At 72.0% G+C, this 17,410-nt stretch carries 16 protein-coding genes; 10 read left to right on the plus strand and 6 right to left on the minus strand.

Annotated elements, in window-relative coordinates:
• Window positions 1-8: 8 nt before the first annotated feature.
• Entirely contained in the window at window positions 9-698 is a 690-nt protein-coding gene (locus AB0M54_RS21935) for a response regulator transcription factor (RefSeq protein WP_364323453.1), read from the minus strand.
• 169 nt (window positions 699-867) lie between these two features.
• Here AB0M54_RS21935 and AB0M54_RS21940 point away from each other — a divergent pair, with 169 nt between their 5' ends.
• The 5 genes from AB0M54_RS21940 to AB0M54_RS21960 are packed head-to-tail and all read left to right on the plus strand — an operon-like array spanning window position 868 to window position 4,200.
• The gene (locus AB0M54_RS21940; RefSeq protein ID WP_364473388.1) at window positions 868-1,539 is read left to right on the plus strand and encodes a DUF4184 family protein; all 672 of its coding nucleotides are present in this window, start codon (window positions 868-870) and stop codon (window positions 1,537-1,539) included.
• A 2-nt stretch (window positions 1,540-1,541) separates the two neighbouring features.
• Entirely contained in the window at window positions 1,542-2,429 is an 888-nt protein-coding gene (locus AB0M54_RS21945; RefSeq protein ID WP_364473390.1) for an ADP-ribosylglycohydrolase family protein, read from the plus strand.
• Between the two features lie 3 nt (window positions 2,430-2,432).
• Window positions 2,433-2,891 carry a metalloregulator ArsR/SmtB family transcription factor gene (locus AB0M54_RS21950; RefSeq protein ID WP_364473392.1) on the plus strand — a complete coding sequence of 153 codons (459 nt, stop codon included), beginning with the start codon at window positions 2,433-2,435 and terminating at the stop codon, window positions 2,889-2,891.
• Window positions 2,888-3,367 (plus strand): SRPBCC family protein, encoded by a 480-nt coding sequence (locus tag AB0M54_RS21955; protein ID WP_364323461.1) that lies wholly within the window; start codon window positions 2,888-2,890, stop codon window positions 3,365-3,367. Before AB0M54_RS21950 ends, AB0M54_RS21955 begins: the two co-directional genes overlap by 4 nt.
• Window positions 3,368-3,396: 29 nt before the next feature.
• Window positions 3,397-4,200, plus strand: a complete 804-nt coding sequence (locus AB0M54_RS21960) for an alpha/beta fold hydrolase (RefSeq protein ID WP_364473394.1) — start codon at window positions 3,397-3,399, stop codon at window positions 4,198-4,200.
• Here AB0M54_RS21960 and AB0M54_RS21965 read toward each other — a convergent pair.
• From AB0M54_RS21965 to AB0M54_RS21975, 3 genes are read right to left on the minus strand one after another with little or no spacing between them, the layout of a single operon-like run.
• On the minus strand, window positions 4,187-6,277 hold the full coding sequence (locus AB0M54_RS21965; protein WP_364323465.1) for a glycosyl hydrolase: 2,091 nt from the start codon (window positions 6,275-6,277) through the stop codon (window positions 4,187-4,189). The two genes, AB0M54_RS21960 and AB0M54_RS21965, sit on opposite strands and share 14 nt — an antisense overlap.
• On the minus strand, window positions 6,274-7,035 hold the full coding sequence (locus AB0M54_RS21970) for an HlyD family efflux transporter periplasmic adaptor subunit (RefSeq protein WP_364323467.1): 762 nt from the start codon (window positions 7,033-7,035) through the stop codon (window positions 6,274-6,276). The genes AB0M54_RS21965 and AB0M54_RS21970 overlap by 4 nt, the downstream gene beginning before the upstream one ends.
• A 26-nt stretch (window positions 7,036-7,061) precedes the next feature.
• Window positions 7,062-8,675, minus strand: a complete 1,614-nt coding sequence (locus AB0M54_RS21975) for a glycosyltransferase family 2 protein (RefSeq protein ID WP_364473396.1) — start codon at window positions 8,673-8,675, stop codon at window positions 7,062-7,064.
• Window positions 8,676-9,063: 388 nt separating this feature from the next.
• Between AB0M54_RS21975 and thrS the strand changes: the two genes are divergently transcribed.
• Both thrS and AB0M54_RS21985 read left to right on the plus strand, forming a co-directional pair.
• Entirely contained in the window at window positions 9,064-11,049 is a 1,986-nt protein-coding gene (gene thrS / locus AB0M54_RS21980) for a threonine--tRNA ligase (protein WP_364473398.1), read from the plus strand.
• Complete coding sequence (locus AB0M54_RS21985; protein WP_364323473.1) at window positions 11,046-11,543, plus strand: HIT domain-containing protein; 498 nt, start codon at window positions 11,046-11,048, stop codon at window positions 11,541-11,543. The genes thrS and AB0M54_RS21985 overlap by 4 nt, the downstream gene beginning before the upstream one ends.
• 26 nt (window positions 11,544-11,569) lie before the next feature.
• On the opposite strand, the gene AB0M54_RS21990 is transcribed toward AB0M54_RS21985, so the two are convergent.
• A complete protein-coding gene (locus AB0M54_RS21990) occupies window positions 11,570-12,166 on the minus strand; it encodes a TetR/AcrR family transcriptional regulator (RefSeq protein ID WP_364323475.1) in 597 nt (198 codons plus the stop codon).
• 54 nt (window positions 12,167-12,220) lie between these two features.
• Here AB0M54_RS21990 and AB0M54_RS21995 point away from each other — a divergent pair, with 54 nt between their 5' ends.
• Window positions 12,221-13,582: an FAD-dependent monooxygenase gene (locus AB0M54_RS21995; protein ID WP_364473400.1), complete on the plus strand. Its 1,362-nt coding sequence runs from the start codon at window positions 12,221-12,223 to the stop codon at window positions 13,580-13,582.
• Between the two features lie 20 nt (window positions 13,583-13,602).
• On the opposite strand, the gene AB0M54_RS22000 is transcribed toward AB0M54_RS21995, so the two are convergent.
• The gene (locus tag AB0M54_RS22000; RefSeq protein WP_364323479.1) at window positions 13,603-15,762 is read right to left on the minus strand and encodes an elongation factor G-like protein EF-G2; all 2,160 of its coding nucleotides are present in this window, start codon (window positions 15,760-15,762) and stop codon (window positions 13,603-13,605) included.
• Between the two features lie 155 nt (window positions 15,763-15,917).
• Between AB0M54_RS22000 and pgsA the strand changes: the two genes are divergently transcribed.
• Entirely contained in the window at window positions 15,918-16,538 is a 621-nt protein-coding gene (gene pgsA, locus AB0M54_RS22005; RefSeq protein WP_364323481.1) for a phosphatidylinositol phosphate synthase, read from the plus strand.
• Window positions 16,535-17,401: a phosphatidylinositol mannoside acyltransferase gene (locus tag AB0M54_RS22010; RefSeq protein WP_364323483.1), complete on the plus strand. Its 867-nt coding sequence runs from the start codon at window positions 16,535-16,537 to the stop codon at window positions 17,399-17,401. The genes pgsA and AB0M54_RS22010 overlap by 4 nt, the downstream gene beginning before the upstream one ends.
• Window positions 17,402-17,410: the final 9 nt, after the last annotated feature.

Genomic DNA, 17,410 nt, shown 5'->3' on the forward strand with positions numbered 1-17,410 from the left:
GCGCGCCCTTAGTCCGGCGCCACCAGCCGGAATCCGACTCCCCGCACGGTGCGCAGGTAACGAGGCTTCGCGGCTGATTCGCCCAGTTTCCTCCGTAGCCAGTACAGATGCACGTCGATCGTCTGGTCCTCGCCGACTGACGGCTGTCGCCATACCTCCTCCAGCAACTCCCGACGCGACACCACCCGGCCGGGCCGGGCGGCGAGGTACGCCAGCAGGTCGAACTCCTTGCGGGTCAGGGCCAACAGGGTGTCGCCGAGGCTGGCGCTGCGCTCGCCGATGTCGACGCGCAGCTCACCGACCTCGTGCACGGCCGGCTGCGCGGTGCGGCTGGCCCGGCCCACCCGGCGCAGCACGGTGGTGATCCGGGCGTCCAGGTGGGCGCCGGTGAAGGGCTTGACCATGTAGTCGTCGGCGCCGGAGCGGAGCAGCCGCACCACGGTCTGCTCGTCGTCGCGGGCGGTCGCGATGATGATCGGGACGTCGGTGATGCCGCGCAGCATGCGCAACGCGTCCGACCCGTCGAGGTCGGGCAGCCCGAGATCGAGGACGACCAGGTCGGGAGTCTCCGCGGCGACCCGGCGCAGGGCGTCCAGGGCCGTGCCGACGGCGTGCACGGCATGCCCCCGGTCGGCCAGCGACCGGAGCATCGCACCGCGCACGACGTGATCGTCTTCGACGAGCAACACCGTGGCCATGCGAAGACCGTAGCGCCCGTGGCAAGCAACGCCTAAACCGTGATGCTGAGGAATCTATCGATCACCGAGAGTCACGGATTTCCATCCCGTCGTTGTCTTGACACGATCTCCGCAATCCCTGCACGCCGGCGTCACCGATGGCGCCGCCCGCGCTCCTAGCGTCGGGATCATGCCGCTGACGATTCCCACCCATCCGATCGCCGTCGTGCCGCTGAAGATCTGGCGGCCGCGCTGGTTCGACGGTGTCGCGCTGGTCATCGGGACGATGGCGCCGGACCTCTCGTACGCCATCCATGGTTTCGGGGTTCTGCCGCGCACCCACAACCTGCCCTCGCTGGTGTGGTGGAGCCTGCCGGTCACGCTGGTGCTCACCCGGCTGGTCCGGTGGGCGGCGCCGGGGGTGGCCGGGCATTTCCGGCTGGGCGACTACGGCGTGCTCGGCACGGTGCGTCATCGGTGGCACGTGACCGTGGGCTCGGCGCTGCTCGGGGCGTTCAGCCACCTGGTGTGGGACGCGTTCACCCATCCCGGCTACCTCTCGTGGTGGGGGCCGCTGTCCGACGCCTCGAACGTCGCCGGGTTCGTGGTCGGGACCTACCTGGTGGTCCGGATCGGGCGGTCGGGGCTGCTCCGGAAGTGGCACGGCGCCCCGCCCCGGTTCTCGCCGCGGCCGCTGGTCTTCTGGCCGATGGTGGCCGGGGTGGCCGGGTGCGGGCTGGCCGCCGTGCTGGCGTGGCCGGTCGACTGGTTCGCCGGGCAGGCGATCCGGGTCCTGGTGATCTGCGGACTGGCCCTGCTGGCGGGTGCCGCGGCCGCCCGGCGTGGGTTATTCTCAGGGTGACTATGACTTTTACCCTCTACCCCGACACCCGCCGCACCCTCGCTCTCGACAGCCTCGCCGGGCTCAGCGTCGGCGACGCGCTCGGCGCTCAATACTTCGTGCCGGGCAACTCCGCGCACGACCTCCTCGACGCCCGGCTTCCCGCCGCCCCCTGGCCGTGGACGGACGACACCGAGGAGGCCTGCTGCCTGGTGGCGTGCCTCGGCGACGAGAGCGACTTCGACCGCGACCGGTTCGCCACGCTGCTCGCTTCGACCTTCGACCCCTATCGGGGGTACGGGCCCGGCGCCGTCGTCATGCTCCGCCAGATCCGTGAGGGCGTGCCGTGGCCGGTGGCCGCCGCGGCCGCCTTCGACGGGCAGGGCTCGGCCGGGAACGGCGCCGCGATGCGAGCCGCGCCGCTCGGCGCGTGGCACGCCGACTCCCTGGCCCGCGCGGCCGGGCAGGGCGCCCGGGCCGCCGAGGTGACCCACGCCCACCCCGAGGGCATCGCGGGCGGCGTCGCGGTGGCCGTGGCCGCGGCGGTGGCCACCGCGGCCCGGCTCGACGGTGACCGTCCCGACCTTCTCGGCGCCGCGCTCGCGCACACCCCGCCCGGTCGTGTTCACGACGGGCTGGCCCGGGCGCGGTCCTTGAGCGGCGTCGAGCGGGCCGCCTACGAATTGGGCAACGGCACCCGCTCGATGGCGTCCGACACGGTCCCGTTCGCCCTCTGGGTGGCCGCGCGGTACCTGGACGACTACCCGGCGGCCGTGGCGGCGTGCGTCTCCGCGGGTGGCGATGTCGACACCACGGCGGCGATCGCGGGCGGCGTCGTGGCCGCGTACACCGGGGTGGACGGCATCCCGCCGGCCTGGCTCTCGGCGCGGGAAGCTCTTCCCGACGTGTAACCGATGGGTTACGCTTCCGCCGTGGACGAGGTGGCGGGCGCGATCGCCGACCCGGTGCGGCGGGAGATCCTGCTGATGCTCCGGGAACGGCCGTTGTCGGCCGGGCAGGTCGCCGACCGGTTCGCGATCAGCCGCCCGGCCGTCAGCCGGCACCTGCGGGTGCTGCGCGAGGCGGGCCTGGTGGACGACGTGGCCGAGGGCCGCCGCCGGGTCTACGCGCTGGTCACCGAGCCGCTCGACGAGCTGGCGGGCTGGCTGGCCCAGCTCACCGCCCCGGCCGACGCCACGCCGGCCGACACCACGCCGGCCGAGGCCGGCTGGCAGCGCCGTTTCGACGCGCTGGAGACCGAGGTCCACCGCACCCGCCGCGAGCGGCGCGTGGCCGCCGACCGCCACCCCGACCAGGACCGCGAGCGGCGCACCGCCGCCGAGAACCATCCCCACCAGGAGAAGAGCGCATGAGCCCTGCACCCACCGGGCGCCTGTCCGGCACCGATCTCGTGCTGACCCGCACCTTCCGCGCGCCCGTCGACGACGTCTGGGCCAGCCTCACCGAGTCCGGACGGACCGCCCGCTGGTTCGGCCCGTGGCAGGGCGACGCCGCGCCCGGCAACACCATCAAGGTCCAGATGGCGCTGGAGGAGGGCGAGCCGTGGATGGACATGACCATCGAGGCCTGCGAGCCGCCGCGCCGGCTCGCCCTGTCGTCGGTCGACGAGCACGGCAGCTGGCACCTGGAACTGGAGCTGGCCGAGACGGCCGGGGTGACCGAGCTGCGCTTCACCCAGCACGGCGTCGAGCCGGACGAGGTCGGCTCGGTCGGTCCCGGCTGGGAGTACTACCTCGACGCGCTGGTCGCCGCCCGCGAGGACCGGCCGTTGCCGAGCTTCGACGACTACTACCCGGCGATGAAGGACCACTTCGAGGCGCAGCGTTAGGCGCGCCCGATCCGGGGCACGTTGCCCGTATGAGATGGCTGACTCGCGCCGACCGGCGGCTGATCTTCTCGGCGCCGCGACCCGCCTCGGGGTTCACGAGCGCGATGGTGACCGCATGCGGCCTGCGCCTGCACGTGCGGCAGCGGCCGGACGCCGAGGGCACGCCCTGGGTGCTGCTGCACGGGCTGGCCGTGTCACACCGCTACCTGATGCCGACGGCGGCGGCGCTGCCCGGCCCGGTGTACGTGCCCGACCTGCCGGGGTTCGGCCACTCGGCGAAGCCCGGCCGGGTGTTCGACGTGGCCGAGCACGCCGACCTGATCGCGTCCTGGATGGACGTGGCCGGTCTGACCCGCGCCCACGTCCTGGGCAACTCGTTCGGCTGTCAGGTCGCCGTCGAGCTCGCCGTGCGCCGGCCCGACCTGGTCGCCTCGCTCGTGCTGGTCGGGCCGACCGTCGACCCGGCGGCGCCGACCGCCGGCGGTCAGGCCGGTCGCTTCGTCCGGGACCTGTTGTGGGAGGACCCGCGGCAGCTGCCGATGATCGCCACCGACGTCTGGGACGCGGGGCTGGGCCGGGTCCTGCGTACCCTGCGGCATTCCGTTGACCATCGGATCGACCAGCGCCTGCCGCTGGTGACCGCGCCCGTCCTCGTACTGCGCGGGGAACACGACCGGATCGCCCCGGCCGGCTGGACCGCCCAGGCGGCCGGGCTCGCGCAGGCAGGCCGCACCGGAGAAATTCCCGGCGCGGCCCACAACGCGATCACCACCGCCGGCCCGGCCACGGCGGCCGGCGCGGTGATGTTCGTGCGAGCCGCTATTCCGACGTGACCGTCCGCGGCGCCCTGGCCGATCCGAACGCCAGCGAGCCGATCGGCGCCGCGACGCCGGGTTGCGGCGGTCCCAGCACGACCAGGGACTCGACCCAGTAGCGGACCATGGCCCGGCTGGTGCTGTCCTCGCGGGTGACGCCCGCGTCGAGCCGGCGCTTGGCCGCCGCCGGGTCGGACAGCGCCAGGTCGGCGGCGAACAGGTCGCCCCACACCGCGGGCCGGTCGCCCAGCGCCCGCTCGCGGCCGGCCGACGGCCCGCGGTAGAACGCGCCCGCGGTCAGCGGCAGCAACTGGATGCCGAGGATGGACTCCGGCTTGGGGTCGAACCACGTCGCGAAGTCCACCTTGGCGTCCCACACGATGCCGGCGTTGCCGTGGGCGTACCCCGGCGGGCGGGTCAGCCCGTCGCCGAGCCAGTACATCCGGGCCGTGGCGGCCTCGACCGCGTAGTGGGTGATGCCGTACCCGGTCATCGCGTCGTTGCCCCGTACCCGGCCCCAGCGCACCACCGCCTCCCAGGCCGCGACCGCCTCGCTGGACGACTCCTGGTTGTTGCCGTCGGCGAACGGCGCGAAGCCGGAGGCGGCCGAGCTGCCCAGGTAGGCGTTGAAGGCCCGGAACGGCGGCAGCCCGCTCGCCGGTCCGATCGCCAGCGACCCGGCGTAGTCGCGGACGATCAGGTCGACCACGTCGCCGTAGTCGCGGGCGAAGCCGGGGTCGGCCGCGGCCAGCACGGCCGCGGCGCGAACCAGGTAGCCGTACTGGAAGTGATGGTCGTTGTAGTCCTGGGCGCCGAACTCGGCCGGCACCGCGATGAGCCCGCCCCAGCCCTTGTCGTAGCCGAAGTGACGACCGTCGGACGGCCCGCCGTAGGTGAGCCAGTCGACCAGTTGTGGCCGCAGCCGGTCGAGCGCCGTCTTCCGCTGGGCGTCCGCGCCCGAGGCCGCCGCGACCTCGGCGATCGTGGACAGCCGGCCGAGCTCCTTGAGTCCGAAGTAGCTGCCGCCCGCGCCGGCCCGGTCGGCCAGGTCGGCATCCAGATCCTTGCGTACGGCGGTCAGCGCCGCCGCGCTCAGGGCCACCTTCGGTACGGCGGTGAGCAGCCCCGGCATCGGCACGGTGACCTTCACCTCGGACGCCGAGGCCAGGGACAGCGTCCCCCGCGCGTCCGGGTAGGAGCCGGGCAGCGTGGCGGCTCCGGCCCGCTGGTGGGGGAGCAGGGCCCACGCCCCGGTCCGGTCGGTGGTCAGCGTCTGGGTGACCGTGCCGGCCTCGGGGTCGTACGACATCGCGGCCGTGGTGCGGGTGACCGGGTCGGCGGTGCTGGCCTTCTCCCAGCCGGCCCGGTCGGCGCCGTCGGGCACCCGGGCGACCGCGAGCTGCTCGCCGGCGCCGGTGATGGTGGCGCCGCTGAGCCGCAGGCCGGTGCCGAGAACATCCCAGCGCCCGCCCGCGATCTCGAGCCGGGCCCGGGCGCCCGAGCCGCCGACGTCCCGGAAGGCGCCGATCAGGCTGGGCGCCGCGCCCTGGAAGCGCAGCCACACCACCGGGCTGCCCTGCGCCACGGTGACGTCGACCCGCCCGCCGCCGGCCAGCTCCACCCGCAGCACGACGTGGAAGGCCCCGTAGCCGGCCACGCTGACCGCTCCGGTGGCGCCGCCCACGGTGAGGGCGGGCACGAACGCGGTGGTGATGGCGTTGGCCGAGGCGGTCACCGGCCCGCCGCTGATCTGCAGGCCGGCCGGGTCGGCCCGGACGGCCAGCGGGTGGGCCCAGATCGGCTGGGTGCGGGGCCCGGTCAGCGCCGAGCTCCACCACTGGTTGGTCGGCACCGCCCGGCCGGCGAGGTCGCCCGCCTGGGCGGGGGCCTTGGTCGGGGCGGAGGCGGCCGGCAGCGTGCCGGCGATGCTGCCGCGGCCGGTCACCGTGGGCACGGCGATCGGGTTCGCCGCGGCGTCCTCCATCACCGGGCCGGCCCGGTTCGGGGCGGCTTCGCGGTCCGGCGCGGCCGGGCCCGAGGTGCACGCGGACAGGGTCAGGATCACGGCCAGGGCGACCGGCAGGCGGATCCTCATGCGCTGTTCACCGCCGGGGTACGGCCGACGGCCGTCTTGGTGTCGACGACGACGTCGAACTGGAGACCCGGCACCAGCGTCCGCACCGTGGCCAGGGACGCCGGGTCGGGCTGGAGCACCACGGTGAGCAGGTCGGCGGTGGCCGGCGTGGCGGTGGAGTCGACCTTGGGCTCGACCTGCTTCAGGGTCGTCGGGATCCGGCCGGACAGTCCGGGGCCGGTCACGTACGCGGTCATCCCGAGCCGCAGCTTGCGCAACGTCTCGAGCGGCACGTCGACCTGGAACGCGAGGTCGGCCGGGTCGTACAGGGTGACGATCGGCTCGCCGGCCCGGGCGACCTGGCCCGGTGCGATGTTGATCTCGGTGACGATGCCCGCGGCGGGTGCCCGGAGCTGCTGCACCCGGGGCTCGCCGCCACCGTCGGCGGTCAGCGTGGCGGTGGCCAGCACGGCGCCGGCGGTGACGCTGGCCCGCTCGGTGGTCAGCACCCGGCTGACCACGGCGGCGTCGGCCGAGCCCACGGTGATCGGCTGGGCGGTCAGCACGGCCGTGCCGGCGTCCACCATGGTCCGTTCGGCGAGGCGCTGCCGCACGATGTGGTTGCCGCCCAGGACGGCGGCGGTGAGCAGGATCGAGACGACCAGGACGGTACGGGTGACCAGCAGCGCCCGCCGCAGCCGGTGTCTCGGCTGTTTCGGTTGCTCCGCCGGGGCTTCGGTCGCTTCGGTGTCCGGGGCAGGGGTGATCGTGGCGTTCATGGGGTGTGCCTTTCTCGACAGGAAGGTCAGGCGACGGCCGCGACGGGCCGCGGCTGAGCGTCGGGCTGTCCGCCGGTGGGAACGGGCGGGTTCTCCGGCGGGTTGGCGGGCGCTGCCGAGCGGTACCGGATCCGGCCGCCGGTGACCGATTCGACGATCATCCGGCCCAGGATCAGCACGATCATGGCGGCCCAGCCGACCGACAACCAGGTCGGCGCCGGGTCGGCCATGACCAGCACACCGACCACGATGGCGGTGGCGTTCAGCACCAGCAGGGCGACCAGGGGGATGACCGCCCAGAGCGATCGGCCGCTCTCGCCACCGGCGTTGGTGGCCTTCCACTTCGACGGCCGGCCGATCAGCACGCCGCCGAGCGCGCGGAGGTGCACCGGCGCGGCGCCGATGCTGGCCACGATCGCGGACGGCTTGAACCCGCCCGACTGCAGCCAGGTGACCAGCAGGACGGCGGCCTGGAAGGGCAGGTAGTGGGTGGCCCAGGTGAAGCCGTCGGCCCGGATCGGGCTCAGCGCGAAGAGCAGGTAGAGCGCCGGGAAGAGCATGAAGGTCAGCATCGCCAGCGACAGCAGGTAGTGGGTGCCGCAGAACAGGTACTGCAGGCGCTGGTCGAGGGTCAGGCCGGTGCCGCGCTTGAACAGGCGGCCGCGCAGCAGCACCTCGAAGCCGCCGCTGGCCCAGCGCAGCTGCTGCTTCAGATAGGACGGAACATCCTCCGGGGCCAGCCCGCGGGCCAGCACCTGGGGCACGTAGATCGACTTCCAGCCGCGCCGGTGCAGCTCGATCGACGTCCAGATGTCCTCGGAGTTGCTGCCGGTCCAGATGCCGCCGATGCTGTCCAGCGCGGTCCGCCGGAACATCACGTTGGTGCCGACGCAGAAGGCGGCGTTGAAGTGGTTCTTGCCGGGGCAGACCAGCTCGTAGAAGATCCGCTGCGCCTCGCCGGAGCCGGTGGCGACCAGGTTGACGTTGTTCGTGTACGACTGCGGGGACTGCACGAACGCCACGTCCGGGTCCTGGAAGTGCGGCAGGATGCTGAGCAGGAAACCGGGCTCGGGCACGTGGTCGGCGTCGAGGACGACGACGAACTCGCCGTCGGTCCGGGCCAGCCCGGCGTTGACGTTGCCGGCCTTGGCGTGGGCGCCGCCCGAGCGGCGCAGGTAGCCGACGCCCACCTCGTCGGCGATGTCGCGCAGCTCGTCGCTGTCGCCGTCGTCGAGCAGGAACGTGCGGTGGGCCAGCTCCAGATCGCGGGCCGCCACCATGGTGCGCCGGACCAGCGCCGGCTCCTCGCCGTACGCGGTGATCAGCACGTCGATGGCCGGGACGTCGGCGCCGGCCCGGAGCCGGTTGCGCCAGACCGTGGCGTCCACCGCTTCGGGCCGGTCGTCGTGGGCCAGGATGGTCCACCAGGTGCCGATCAGGTGCAGCGCGGTCAGGCCCTCGGCCAGCAGCATGCTGATCCAGAGCCAGCCGGGTCCGCGGTAGGCCGGGTCGAGCAGGAACAGTTGATAGAACACGGTGGCCACGAGCGCCGCGATGATGCCGACGCGCGTGGAACGTTGCAGCGGCCGCCATGCCAGGCGGGCACCGGCCCGAGCCGGTGGTGCGGACGGTGCCGTCATTTAATGCTCCCGGAGAACTTGATATTCAGCGCCGTGAATTCGGTGCCGTCACCCAGACAACAGGACGATCGGGCGATCCGCGAGCGCTGGGGGAACATTTCTTCCGAGTCGGTTCTACCGATCGGTAATATGACGACACAAAATTGTTCGATCAAGTCCTGACCTGCGAATAACGGTGGCTTGATCGAATTCCCGACGAATGTGACGTGCGCGATCAGTGAGCGACGGCACAGTGTGAATAGAGCCCTGAGGCGCGATTTATCAATCACCGTGAAATGCCGCAGTAACGCGACCCGATGTGTCGCCGGTAACACCCTTTCGAGATGCGGCCCGGCCCGACCGGTAGCATCGGGGGCGATTCCACGTTCCGCTCCGAAGGAGAACCACCGTGTCTGCACCACTCGTCGTTCCGGCCGGTACCACCGCGGGCGACGCGGTGACGACCGCGGGTCTCCCGGCCAACGGGCCCAAGGCGATCGTCGTGGTGCGCGACCCGGGCGGCCGGCTCCGCGACCTCGACTGGGCGCCGGAGCTCGACACCGAGGTGACCCCGGTGGCGCTCGACGAGCCCGACGGGCTGAACGTGCTGCGCCACTCGGCCGCGCACGTGCTCGCGCAGGCCGTGCAGGACACGTTCCCCGAGGCCAAGCTCGGCATCGGGCCGCCGATCGAGAACGGCTTCTACTACGACTTCGACGTGGCGAAGCCGTTCGTACCCGAAGATCTCGCGAAGCTCGAGAAGCGCATGCAGGAGATCGTCAAGGCCGGGCAGCGCTTCCGGCGGCGGGTCTACGGCTCGCTCGACGAGGCGAAGGCCGAGCTGGCGAACGAGCCGTACAAGCTCGAGCTGGTCGACATCAAGGGGGAGATTGGCTCAGCCGACCTCGAAGCCGAGGTGATGGAGGTCGGCGCCGGCGAACTCACCGCGTACGACAACCTCGACGCCAAGGACGGCCACCGCGTCTGGGGCGACCTGTGCCGCGGCCCGCACCTGCCGTCGACCCGGCACATCCCGGCGTTCAAGCTGATGCGCAGCGCCGCCGCGTACTGGCGGGGCAGCGAGAAGAACCCGCAGCTCCAGCGGATCTACGGCACCGCGTGGCCGACCCGCGACGCCCAGAAGGAACACCTCCGCCTGCTCGAGGAGGCGGCCCGCCGCGACCACCGCAAGCTCGGCGCCGACCTCGACCTGTTCTCGTTCCCGGACGAGATCGGCTCCGGTCTCGCCGTGTTCCACCCCAAGGGCGGGATCATCCGGCGCGAGATGGAGAACTACTCGCGGATCAAGCACGAGCAGGCCGGCTACTCGTTCGTGAACACCCCGCACATCACCAAGGCCGACCTGTTCGAGACCTCCGGCCACCTCGGCTGGTACGCCGACGGCATGTTCCCGCCGATGGAGATGGAAGGGGCCACGTACTACCTCAAGCCGATGAACTGCCCGTTCCACGACCTCATCTTCCGGTCGCGCGGGCGGTCCTACCGCGAGCTGCCGCTGCGGATGTTCGAGTTCGGCACGGTCTACCGCTACGAGAAGTCGGGTGTGGTGCACGGCCTCACCCGGGTCCGCGGCATGACCCAGGACGACGCCCACATCTTCTGCACCGAGGAGCAGATGGCGGACGAGCTGAAGTCGCTGCTCCAGTTCGTCCTCGACCTGCTCCGCGACTACGGCCTGCCCGACTTCTACCTCGAGCTGTCCACCCGCAACCCGGAGAAGTCGGTCGGCACCGACGAGAACTGGGAGAAGGCCACCGAGGCGCTGCGGTCGGCCGCCGAGGATTCCGGCCTCGAGCTGGTGCCCGACCCGGGCGGCGCGGCCTTCTACGGCCCGAAGATCAGCGTGCAGGCCAAGGACGCGATCGGCCGGACCTGGCAGATGTCGACCATCCAGGTCGACTTCAACCTGCCCGAGCGGTTCAACCTCGAATACTCGGCGGCCAGCGGCGGCCGGGAGCGTCCGGTGATGATCCACCGCGCGCTGTTCGGGTCGATCGAGCGGTTCTTCGGCGTGCTCACCGAGCACTACGCGGGCGCGTTCCCGGCCTGGCTGGCGCCGGTGCAGGTGGTCGGCATCCCGATCCGCGACGACCACGCTTCGTATTTGGAAGACTTCGCGTCCTCTCTCCGCCGCGAAGGGGTGCGGGCCGAGGTGGACTTCTCCGACGACCGGATGCAGAAGAAGATCCGCACGGCACAACAGCAGAAGATCCCGTTCATGGTGATCGCCGGCGACGACGACGTGGCCGCCGGGACGGTGTCGTTCCGCTACCGCGACGGCTCGCAGCGCAACGGCGTGCCGCTGGACGAGGCGATCGCGCACGTGACCGAGGTCGTCCGCAGCCGCGTGAACACGGGTCCGTCGGCGTCATGACCGAGCCGGACGGGCTGGAGCGGCTCTGGACGCCGCACCGGATGGCCTATGTGACCGGCTCTGACCAGCCGCCGGGCTGCCCGTTCTGCGACGCGCCGAAGCACACCGACGAGGAGAAGCTGATCGTCGCGCGGGGCTCGTCGGTGTACGTGATCCTGAACCTCTACCCGTACAACCCCGGCCACCTGCTGATCTGCCCGTACCGGCACGTGGCCGACTACACCGACCTGACCGAGGAGGAGGTGGCCGAGGTGGCCGCCTTCACCCGGCGGGCGATGGTGACGATCCGCCGCGCCAGCAGCCCGCACGGCTTCAACCTGGGCATGAACCAGGGCTCGGTGGCCGGCGCGGGCATCGCGGCCCACCTGCACCAGCATGTCGTGCCGCGGTGGGGCGGCGACGCCAACTTCATGCCGGTCATCGGCCGCACCAAGACCATGCCCATGCTGCTGGCCGACACCCGTACCCTGCTCGCCAAGGCCTGGACTTCCTAAGACCTTTCTTTTGTACGCTCGACCGGTCAGGCCTTCCGCCCGGTGGAAGCGCCGGTCGAGGCGCCGGCCAGGGCTTTGATCCCGGCCACGACCTCTTCGGCCGACGGGGCGTTCTCGGGGTCGGTCATCCACTGGATGAGCACGCCCGACATCAGCGCCATCTGCACCGAGCCGAGCGTCCTGACCGTCTCGCGGTCGATCGACTCCTCGACCTGACCGGTGATCATCGCGGCCATGCCCGAGCGGCCCTGCCGGATGCCGTCGGCCATCTGTTCCCGCAGCTCCGGCGCGTGCTCGGCCTGGACCATGGCCTCGACCGTGGCCATGAAGAGCTCCCGGTCGGCCCGGGCCGTGCTGATGATCCGGCGCCACAGCCGGACCAGCTGCTCGTCGCCGGAGTCGCTGTCGTCGGTGACCATCGCGGCGCTGATCTTCTGACCCCACTCGTCGACCGCGCTGAGCATGGCCGCGTTCATCAGGGCCTTGGTCGAGCCGTAGTGGTAGCCGATGGAGCCCAGGTTGGTGCCCGACACGGCCACGATGTCGCGCGCGGTGGTGCGGGCGTAGCCCTTCTCGGACAGGCAGCGCCGTGCGCCGGCCAGCAGGTCCTCGCGATGCCCCATGGCTCTCATCCTAGGATCTATACAAACGTGTAAGACGTTTGTATAGTAACTCGCATGAGGAGTCGAGAGGTGCTGATCTCGGGGGCCGGCGTGGCGGGTCCCCTCCTGGCGTACTGGCTGGGCCGTCACGGCCTTCGGCCGACGATCGTCGAGCGGGCGCCCGCCCTGCGCGACGGTGGGTACAAGGTGGATGTCCGCGGAACGGCCATCGAGGTCCTCAAGCGGACCGGCGTCTACCCGGCGGCCCGGGCCCGGGACACCGGGATGCGGCAGGTCACCTACGTGACACCGACCGGTGGCAAGGTGGCCGCCCTCGACGCGAACCTGCTGATGGGCCGGCGCGGCGACGACATCGAGGTGATGCGCGGCGACCTGGTCCGGATCCTGGCCGAGGCGGCGGCGCCGGTCACCGAGTTCCGCTACGGCGACGCGATCGCCTCGATCTCGCCGGACGGCGACGTGGTATTCGAGAGCGGGCTGGAGCGGCGCTTCGACGTGATCGTGGGCGCGGACGGGTTGCATTCGGCGACCCGTCGGCTGGCCGGGCTGGACGCCCCGTTGCGGCACCTCGGCGCCTACCTGTCGATCGCCACGGTCCCCAACGACCTGCGGCTCGACCGTGAGGAGGTGTTCTGGGCGGTGCCCGGGCGGATGGTGTTCCTCTACAGCACCGGGCCCGACGAGCCGGCCAAGGCGGGGATGATCTTCGCGTCGCCCGAGCTGCCGCGCTCGACTGTCACCCGCGAACTGGTGGCGTCGAAGTTCGCCGGCGACGGCTGGCAGGTGCCGCGGCTGCTCGAATCGATCCTCGCCGAGGCGCCCGGCCCGAGTTCGATCCCCGGCGAGGCGCCCGGGGCGAGTTCGATCCTCGGCGAGGCGCCCGGCGCGAGTTCGATCTTGAGCGGTGGCGCGGGCCCCGCCGCCACCCCCACCCCGGCACTGGGTGGGCGGCAACGTAGCGCGGCGGGCCCGGAAATTTCCGGCGCGGGCGACTTCTTTGTGGACAGTCTCAGTCAGGTGGATATCCCGCGGTGGTCGGCCGGCCGTGTGGTATTGCTCGGGGACGCGGCGTTCTGCCCGTCACCGGCGTCGGGGCAGGGCACCAGCACGGCCCTGTGCGGCGCCTACGTGCTGGCTAGGACGCTGGCCCGGCACGGCGACACCGCGGCCGCGTTCGCGGAGTACGAGGGGACGCTGCGCCCGTACACCGAGCGGAATCTCGCGCTGGGCCGGAAGATGGCCGGTCAGATGGTGCCGGGCGGGCGGCTGAGCATCGCGATGCGCAACTACGCGATGCGGACGCTGCGCCTCAACCCGTGGCACAAGCAGATCATCGCTTCGGTGAACAAGCCGATCTTCGAGGCGGCCAACGCGCTGACGTTGCCCGATGAGGAGCTGCCGGCGGCCGCCCACTGAGTGGCCGGCCGCCGGTGGGATCACTTGGCCGCGTGCTCCTTCAGGACCGCGTCGGCCACCTGGGACGGCATCGGCTCATGGCGGGCGTACGTGCGGCTGAAGGTTCCGGCCCCGGAGGAGATGGCGCGCAGCTCCACCGCGTACCGGATCAGTTCGGTGGCCGGCACCTCGGCCCGCACCAGGCTGAACTCCCCGGTCTCGTCGGCCTCCGTGCCGAGCGGCCGGCCCCGCCGGCCGGAGAGGTCGCTCATCACCGCGCCGACGTACTCGTCGGGGACCCGGACCACGACCTCGTCCACCGGCTCCAGCAGCACCACCTCGGCCGCGGCGGCGGCCTCCTTCAGGGCCAGCGCCCCGGCCGTCTGGAACGCGGCATCCGACGAGTCGACGCTGTGCGCCTTGCCGTCGTAGAGCGTCACCTTCAGGTCGACGACCGGATAACCGGCCGCGATGCCCTTCTCGAGCTGGGCCCGGACGCCCTTCTCGACCGACGGGATGTAGTTGTGCGGCACCGCACCGCCCACCACCTTGTCGGCGAACTCGAAACCGGACCCGCGGGGGAGGGGCTCGACGTGGATGTCGCAGATCGCGTACTGACCGTGGCCGCCGCTCTGCTTGACGTGCCGGCCGTGACCCTTGGCGGCGCTGCCGAACGTCTCGCGCAGGGACACCTTGACCGGCTCGGTGTCGAGCTCGACGCCGCCGGCCCGGAGCCGGTCGAGGACCACGTCGGCGTGCGACTCGCCCATGCACCACAGGACCAGCTGGTGGGTGTCGGCGTTGCGTTCGAGCCGCAGCGTCGGGTCGCCCGCGACCAGCCGGGCCAGGTTCTTGGCCAGGGCGTCCTCATCGGACCGGGTCTTGGCGACCACCGCGATCGGCAGCAGCGGCTCGGGCATCGTCCACGGCGCCATCAGCATCGGGTCGTCCTTGCCGGACAGCGTGTCGCCGGTCTCGGCGCTGCCCGACTTGGTGATCGCGCAGATGTCGCCGGCGATGCAGCGGCCCGTCTCGCGCAGCTGGGCGCCGAGCGGGGAGTAGATGTGGGCGACCCGCTCGTCCGCGTCGTGGTCGGGATGGCCGCGTTCGGCCAGGCCGTGCCCGGAGACGTGCACCACCGACTCGGGGGTGAGCGTGCCCGAGAAGACCCGCACCAGGGAGACCCGGCCGACGTGCCGGTCGATGGTGGTCTTCACGACCTCGGCGACCAGCGGGCCGTCCGGGTCGCAGGTGAGTGGCGCCTTGGGCGAGCCGTCCACGCCGGTGACCAGGGGCAGGTCGTGCTCCAGGGGCGAGGGCGCGCCGGAGACCAGGCCGTCGAGCAGCGCGTCGAGGCCGACGCCGGTGGCTGAGCAGACCGGGATGACCGGGTAGAAGTGGCCGCGGGCCACCGCCTTCTCCAGGTCGGGGACCAGCACATCCGGACCGACGGTCTCGCCGCCGAGGTAACGGTCCATCAGGGACTCGTCCTCGGACTCGGCGATGATCCCCTCGATCAGCGCGTTGCGGTCCTCCTCGATCGGGGTCAGGTGGGCCGGCTCGGCCTGGCCGACCTGGGGCGGGTAGCCGGCCGAGTAGTCGAGCACCCGCAGCGTGACCAGGCCGAGCAGCCCGGCGATGGAGGCGCCGTCGTCGCCCAGCATCGGGCGGTAGATCGTCATCACGTTCTCGCCGAACGCGTCCTGGCAGTCGGCCAGGGTCTCGTCGAAGTCGGCGCGAGGGTGGTCGAGCCGGGTGATCGCCACCGCGCGGGGCATGCCCACCGCGGCGCACTCGGCCCAGAGCGCGGTCGTCGCCGCGTCCACCCCGTCGACCGCCGAGACCACGAAGAGCGCGGCGTCGGCGGCCCGCAGGCCGGCCCGGAGCTCCCCGACGAAGTCGGCGTAGCCGGGGGTGTCGAGCAGGTTGATCTTCACCCCGTCGTGGACGAGCGGAGCACAGGACAGGGCCACGGAACGCTGTTGCCGTACGGCCGCCGGATCGTGGTCGGTGACCGTGGTGCCGTCGGCGACCGTACCCGTCCTCGGGATCGTCGACGTGGCGGCGAGCAGCGCCTCGACCAGCGTCGTCTTCCCCGAACCGGAGTGGCCCACCAGCACCACGTTGCGAACTCTGCCTGGCTCGGTCACCACCGGCGCAGCAGCGCCGGTGACCCCCTTTTCCGAAGTCTTCTGCGCCATGCCAGCGCACCTCCGTTTCCCGGGTGTTACGACGCTATTGTGAGATCCCACACCCCGCGGTACGCGTGCCGCAACCCCTTGTAGTCATCCGAGCCGTGCTGATGACATCAGGGCCGATGCGGCCGGATCAGCGCGCCGATACAGTGGTGACCGCCATGGCAAAGATCTTCAGCGTCCCCGCCCGCCTCGTCCTCGCCCATGTGGTCGACCCGACCGCGCGATTCCTGCTGCGCCGGGGGGTGTCACCGAACGCCGTCACGGTAGCGGGCACCGTCGGCGTGGTGATCGGGGCACTGGCGCTCGGCGCCCGCGGCCATCTGATAGCGGGGGCGTTGGTCGTCACGTTCTTCGCGCTCACCGACATGCTCGACGGCACGATGGCCCGCATGCGGGGGCCGGCCGGCACGTTCGGCGCGCTGCTCGACTCGTCGATGGACCGGATCGCCGACGCGGCCATCTTCGGCGCGGTCTTCTGGTACCTGTTCGGGCAGGACAACCCGTACAACGGCATGGTCGCCGCGGTCATCTGCCTGGCCGCCGGCCAGGTGGTGTCATATGTGAAGGCGCGCGCCCAGAGCCTCGGCCTGAACGCCGACGTGGGCCTGGCCGAGCGCGCCGAGCGGCTGATCGTCGTCGGCGTCGGTGGCCTGCTCAGCGGGTTCGGGCTCGACTGGGGCCTGCCCGCGGCGCTCTGGGTGCTGGCCGTGCTGAGCGCGTTCACGGTCTTCCAGAGGCTGATCCACGCCGCCCGCAGCGACAAGGTGCCCGCCGAGTGAAGGACAGGCTGACCGAGCTGGGGTTCGCGGCGGGCTGGCGGCTGGTCCGGGCCATGCCCCTGGGGGTGGCCCGGCGGTTGTTCACGGCCGCCGCCGACCGCTCCTGGCGGACGAACGGGCCGGGGACCCAGCGGCTGCGTCGCAACCTTCAGCAGGTGGTGGGTCCCGATCTCGACGAGACGCTGGTACGCGACGGGCTGCGCTCGTACGCCCGGTATTGGATGGAGGCCTTCCGCCTGCCCTCCCGCAGCCGGGCCGACCACCTGGCCGGGTTCCGCCTGGAGCCCGAGGGTGAGTTCGAGAAGGTGCTGGCCGAGGGCAACGGGGCCATCATGGCGCTGCCGCACGCCGGCAACTGGGACGCCGCCGCGGCCTGGGTCTCGGCCAACGGGTTCAGGCTGGTCACGGTGGCCGAGCGGCTCAAGCCCGAGAAGGTCTACAAGCAGTTCATGGCCTACCGCGAGGCGCTGGGCATGGAGGTCGTCCCGCTGACCGGCTCGCCCCGGCCGCCGATCGACGTGCTGGCCGAGCGGGCCGGGCAGGGCTGGGCGGTGGCGTTGCTCAGCGAGCGTGACCTGTCGTCGCGCGGCGTCGAGGTGGAGTTCTTCGGCGGGCGGACCCGGATGCCGCCCGGCCCGGCGCTGCTCGCGCTGCGTACCCGGGCGCCTCTCTATGCCGTTGACATGTGGTTCGAGCCCGGGCGGGCGGTGGGCCGGCTGCGCCGCATCGAGCTGCCCGACCCGGCCGAGGGCACCCTGACGGAACGGGTCAAGCTGGTCACCCAGCGGCTGGCCGACTCGTTCGCGATCGGCATCGCGGAGCATCCGCAGGATTGGCACATGCTCCAGAAGCTGTGGTTGTGAGGGGTGGGG

It is taken from the genome of Actinoplanes sp. NPDC051470 (assembly GCF_040682035.1).
In the GTDB taxonomy this organism is placed as follows: Bacteria; Actinomycetota; Actinomycetes; order Mycobacteriales; family Micromonosporaceae; genus Actinoplanes.

Excerpts from the sequence above, each read along its gene's own strand:
- AB0M54_RS21935 (WP_364323453.1), bottom strand. The coding sequence starts at position 698 with ATGGCCACGGTGTTGCTCGTCGAAGACGATCACGTCGTGCGCGGTGCG.
- AB0M54_RS21940 (WP_364473388.1), top strand. The coding sequence starts at position 868 with ATGCCGCTGACGATTCCCACCCATCCGATCGCCGTCGTGCCGCTGAAG.
- AB0M54_RS21945 (WP_364473390.1), top strand. The coding sequence starts at position 1,542 with ATGACTTTTACCCTCTACCCCGACACCCGCCGCACCCTCGCTCTCGAC.
- AB0M54_RS21950 (WP_364473392.1), top strand. The coding sequence starts at position 2,433 with ATGGGTTACGCTTCCGCCGTGGACGAGGTGGCGGGCGCGATCGCCGAC.
- AB0M54_RS21955 (WP_364323461.1), top strand. The coding sequence starts at position 2,888 with ATGAGCCCTGCACCCACCGGGCGCCTGTCCGGCACCGATCTCGTGCTG.
- AB0M54_RS21960 (WP_364473394.1), top strand. The coding sequence starts at position 3,397 with ATGAGATGGCTGACTCGCGCCGACCGGCGGCTGATCTTCTCGGCGCCG.
- AB0M54_RS21965 (WP_364323465.1), bottom strand. The coding sequence starts at position 6,277 with ATGAGGATCCGCCTGCCGGTCGCCCTGGCCGTGATCCTGACCCTGTCC.
- AB0M54_RS21970 (WP_364323467.1), bottom strand. The coding sequence starts at position 7,035 with ATGAACGCCACGATCACCCCTGCCCCGGACACCGAAGCGACCGAAGCC.
- AB0M54_RS21975 (WP_364473396.1), bottom strand. The coding sequence starts at position 8,675 with ATGACGGCACCGTCCGCACCACCGGCTCGGGCCGGTGCCCGCCTGGCA.
- AB0M54_RS21985 (WP_364323473.1), top strand. The coding sequence starts at position 11,046 with ATGACCGAGCCGGACGGGCTGGAGCGGCTCTGGACGCCGCACCGGATG.
- AB0M54_RS21990 (WP_364323475.1), bottom strand. The coding sequence starts at position 12,166 with ATGGGGCATCGCGAGGACCTGCTGGCCGGCGCACGGCGCTGCCTGTCC.
- AB0M54_RS21995 (WP_364473400.1), top strand. The coding sequence starts at position 12,221 with ATGAGGAGTCGAGAGGTGCTGATCTCGGGGGCCGGCGTGGCGGGTCCC.
- AB0M54_RS22000 (WP_364323479.1), bottom strand. The coding sequence starts at position 15,762 with ATGGCGCAGAAGACTTCGGAAAAGGGGGTCACCGGCGCTGCTGCGCCG.
- pgsA (WP_364323481.1), top strand. The coding sequence starts at position 15,918 with ATGGCAAAGATCTTCAGCGTCCCCGCCCGCCTCGTCCTCGCCCATGTG.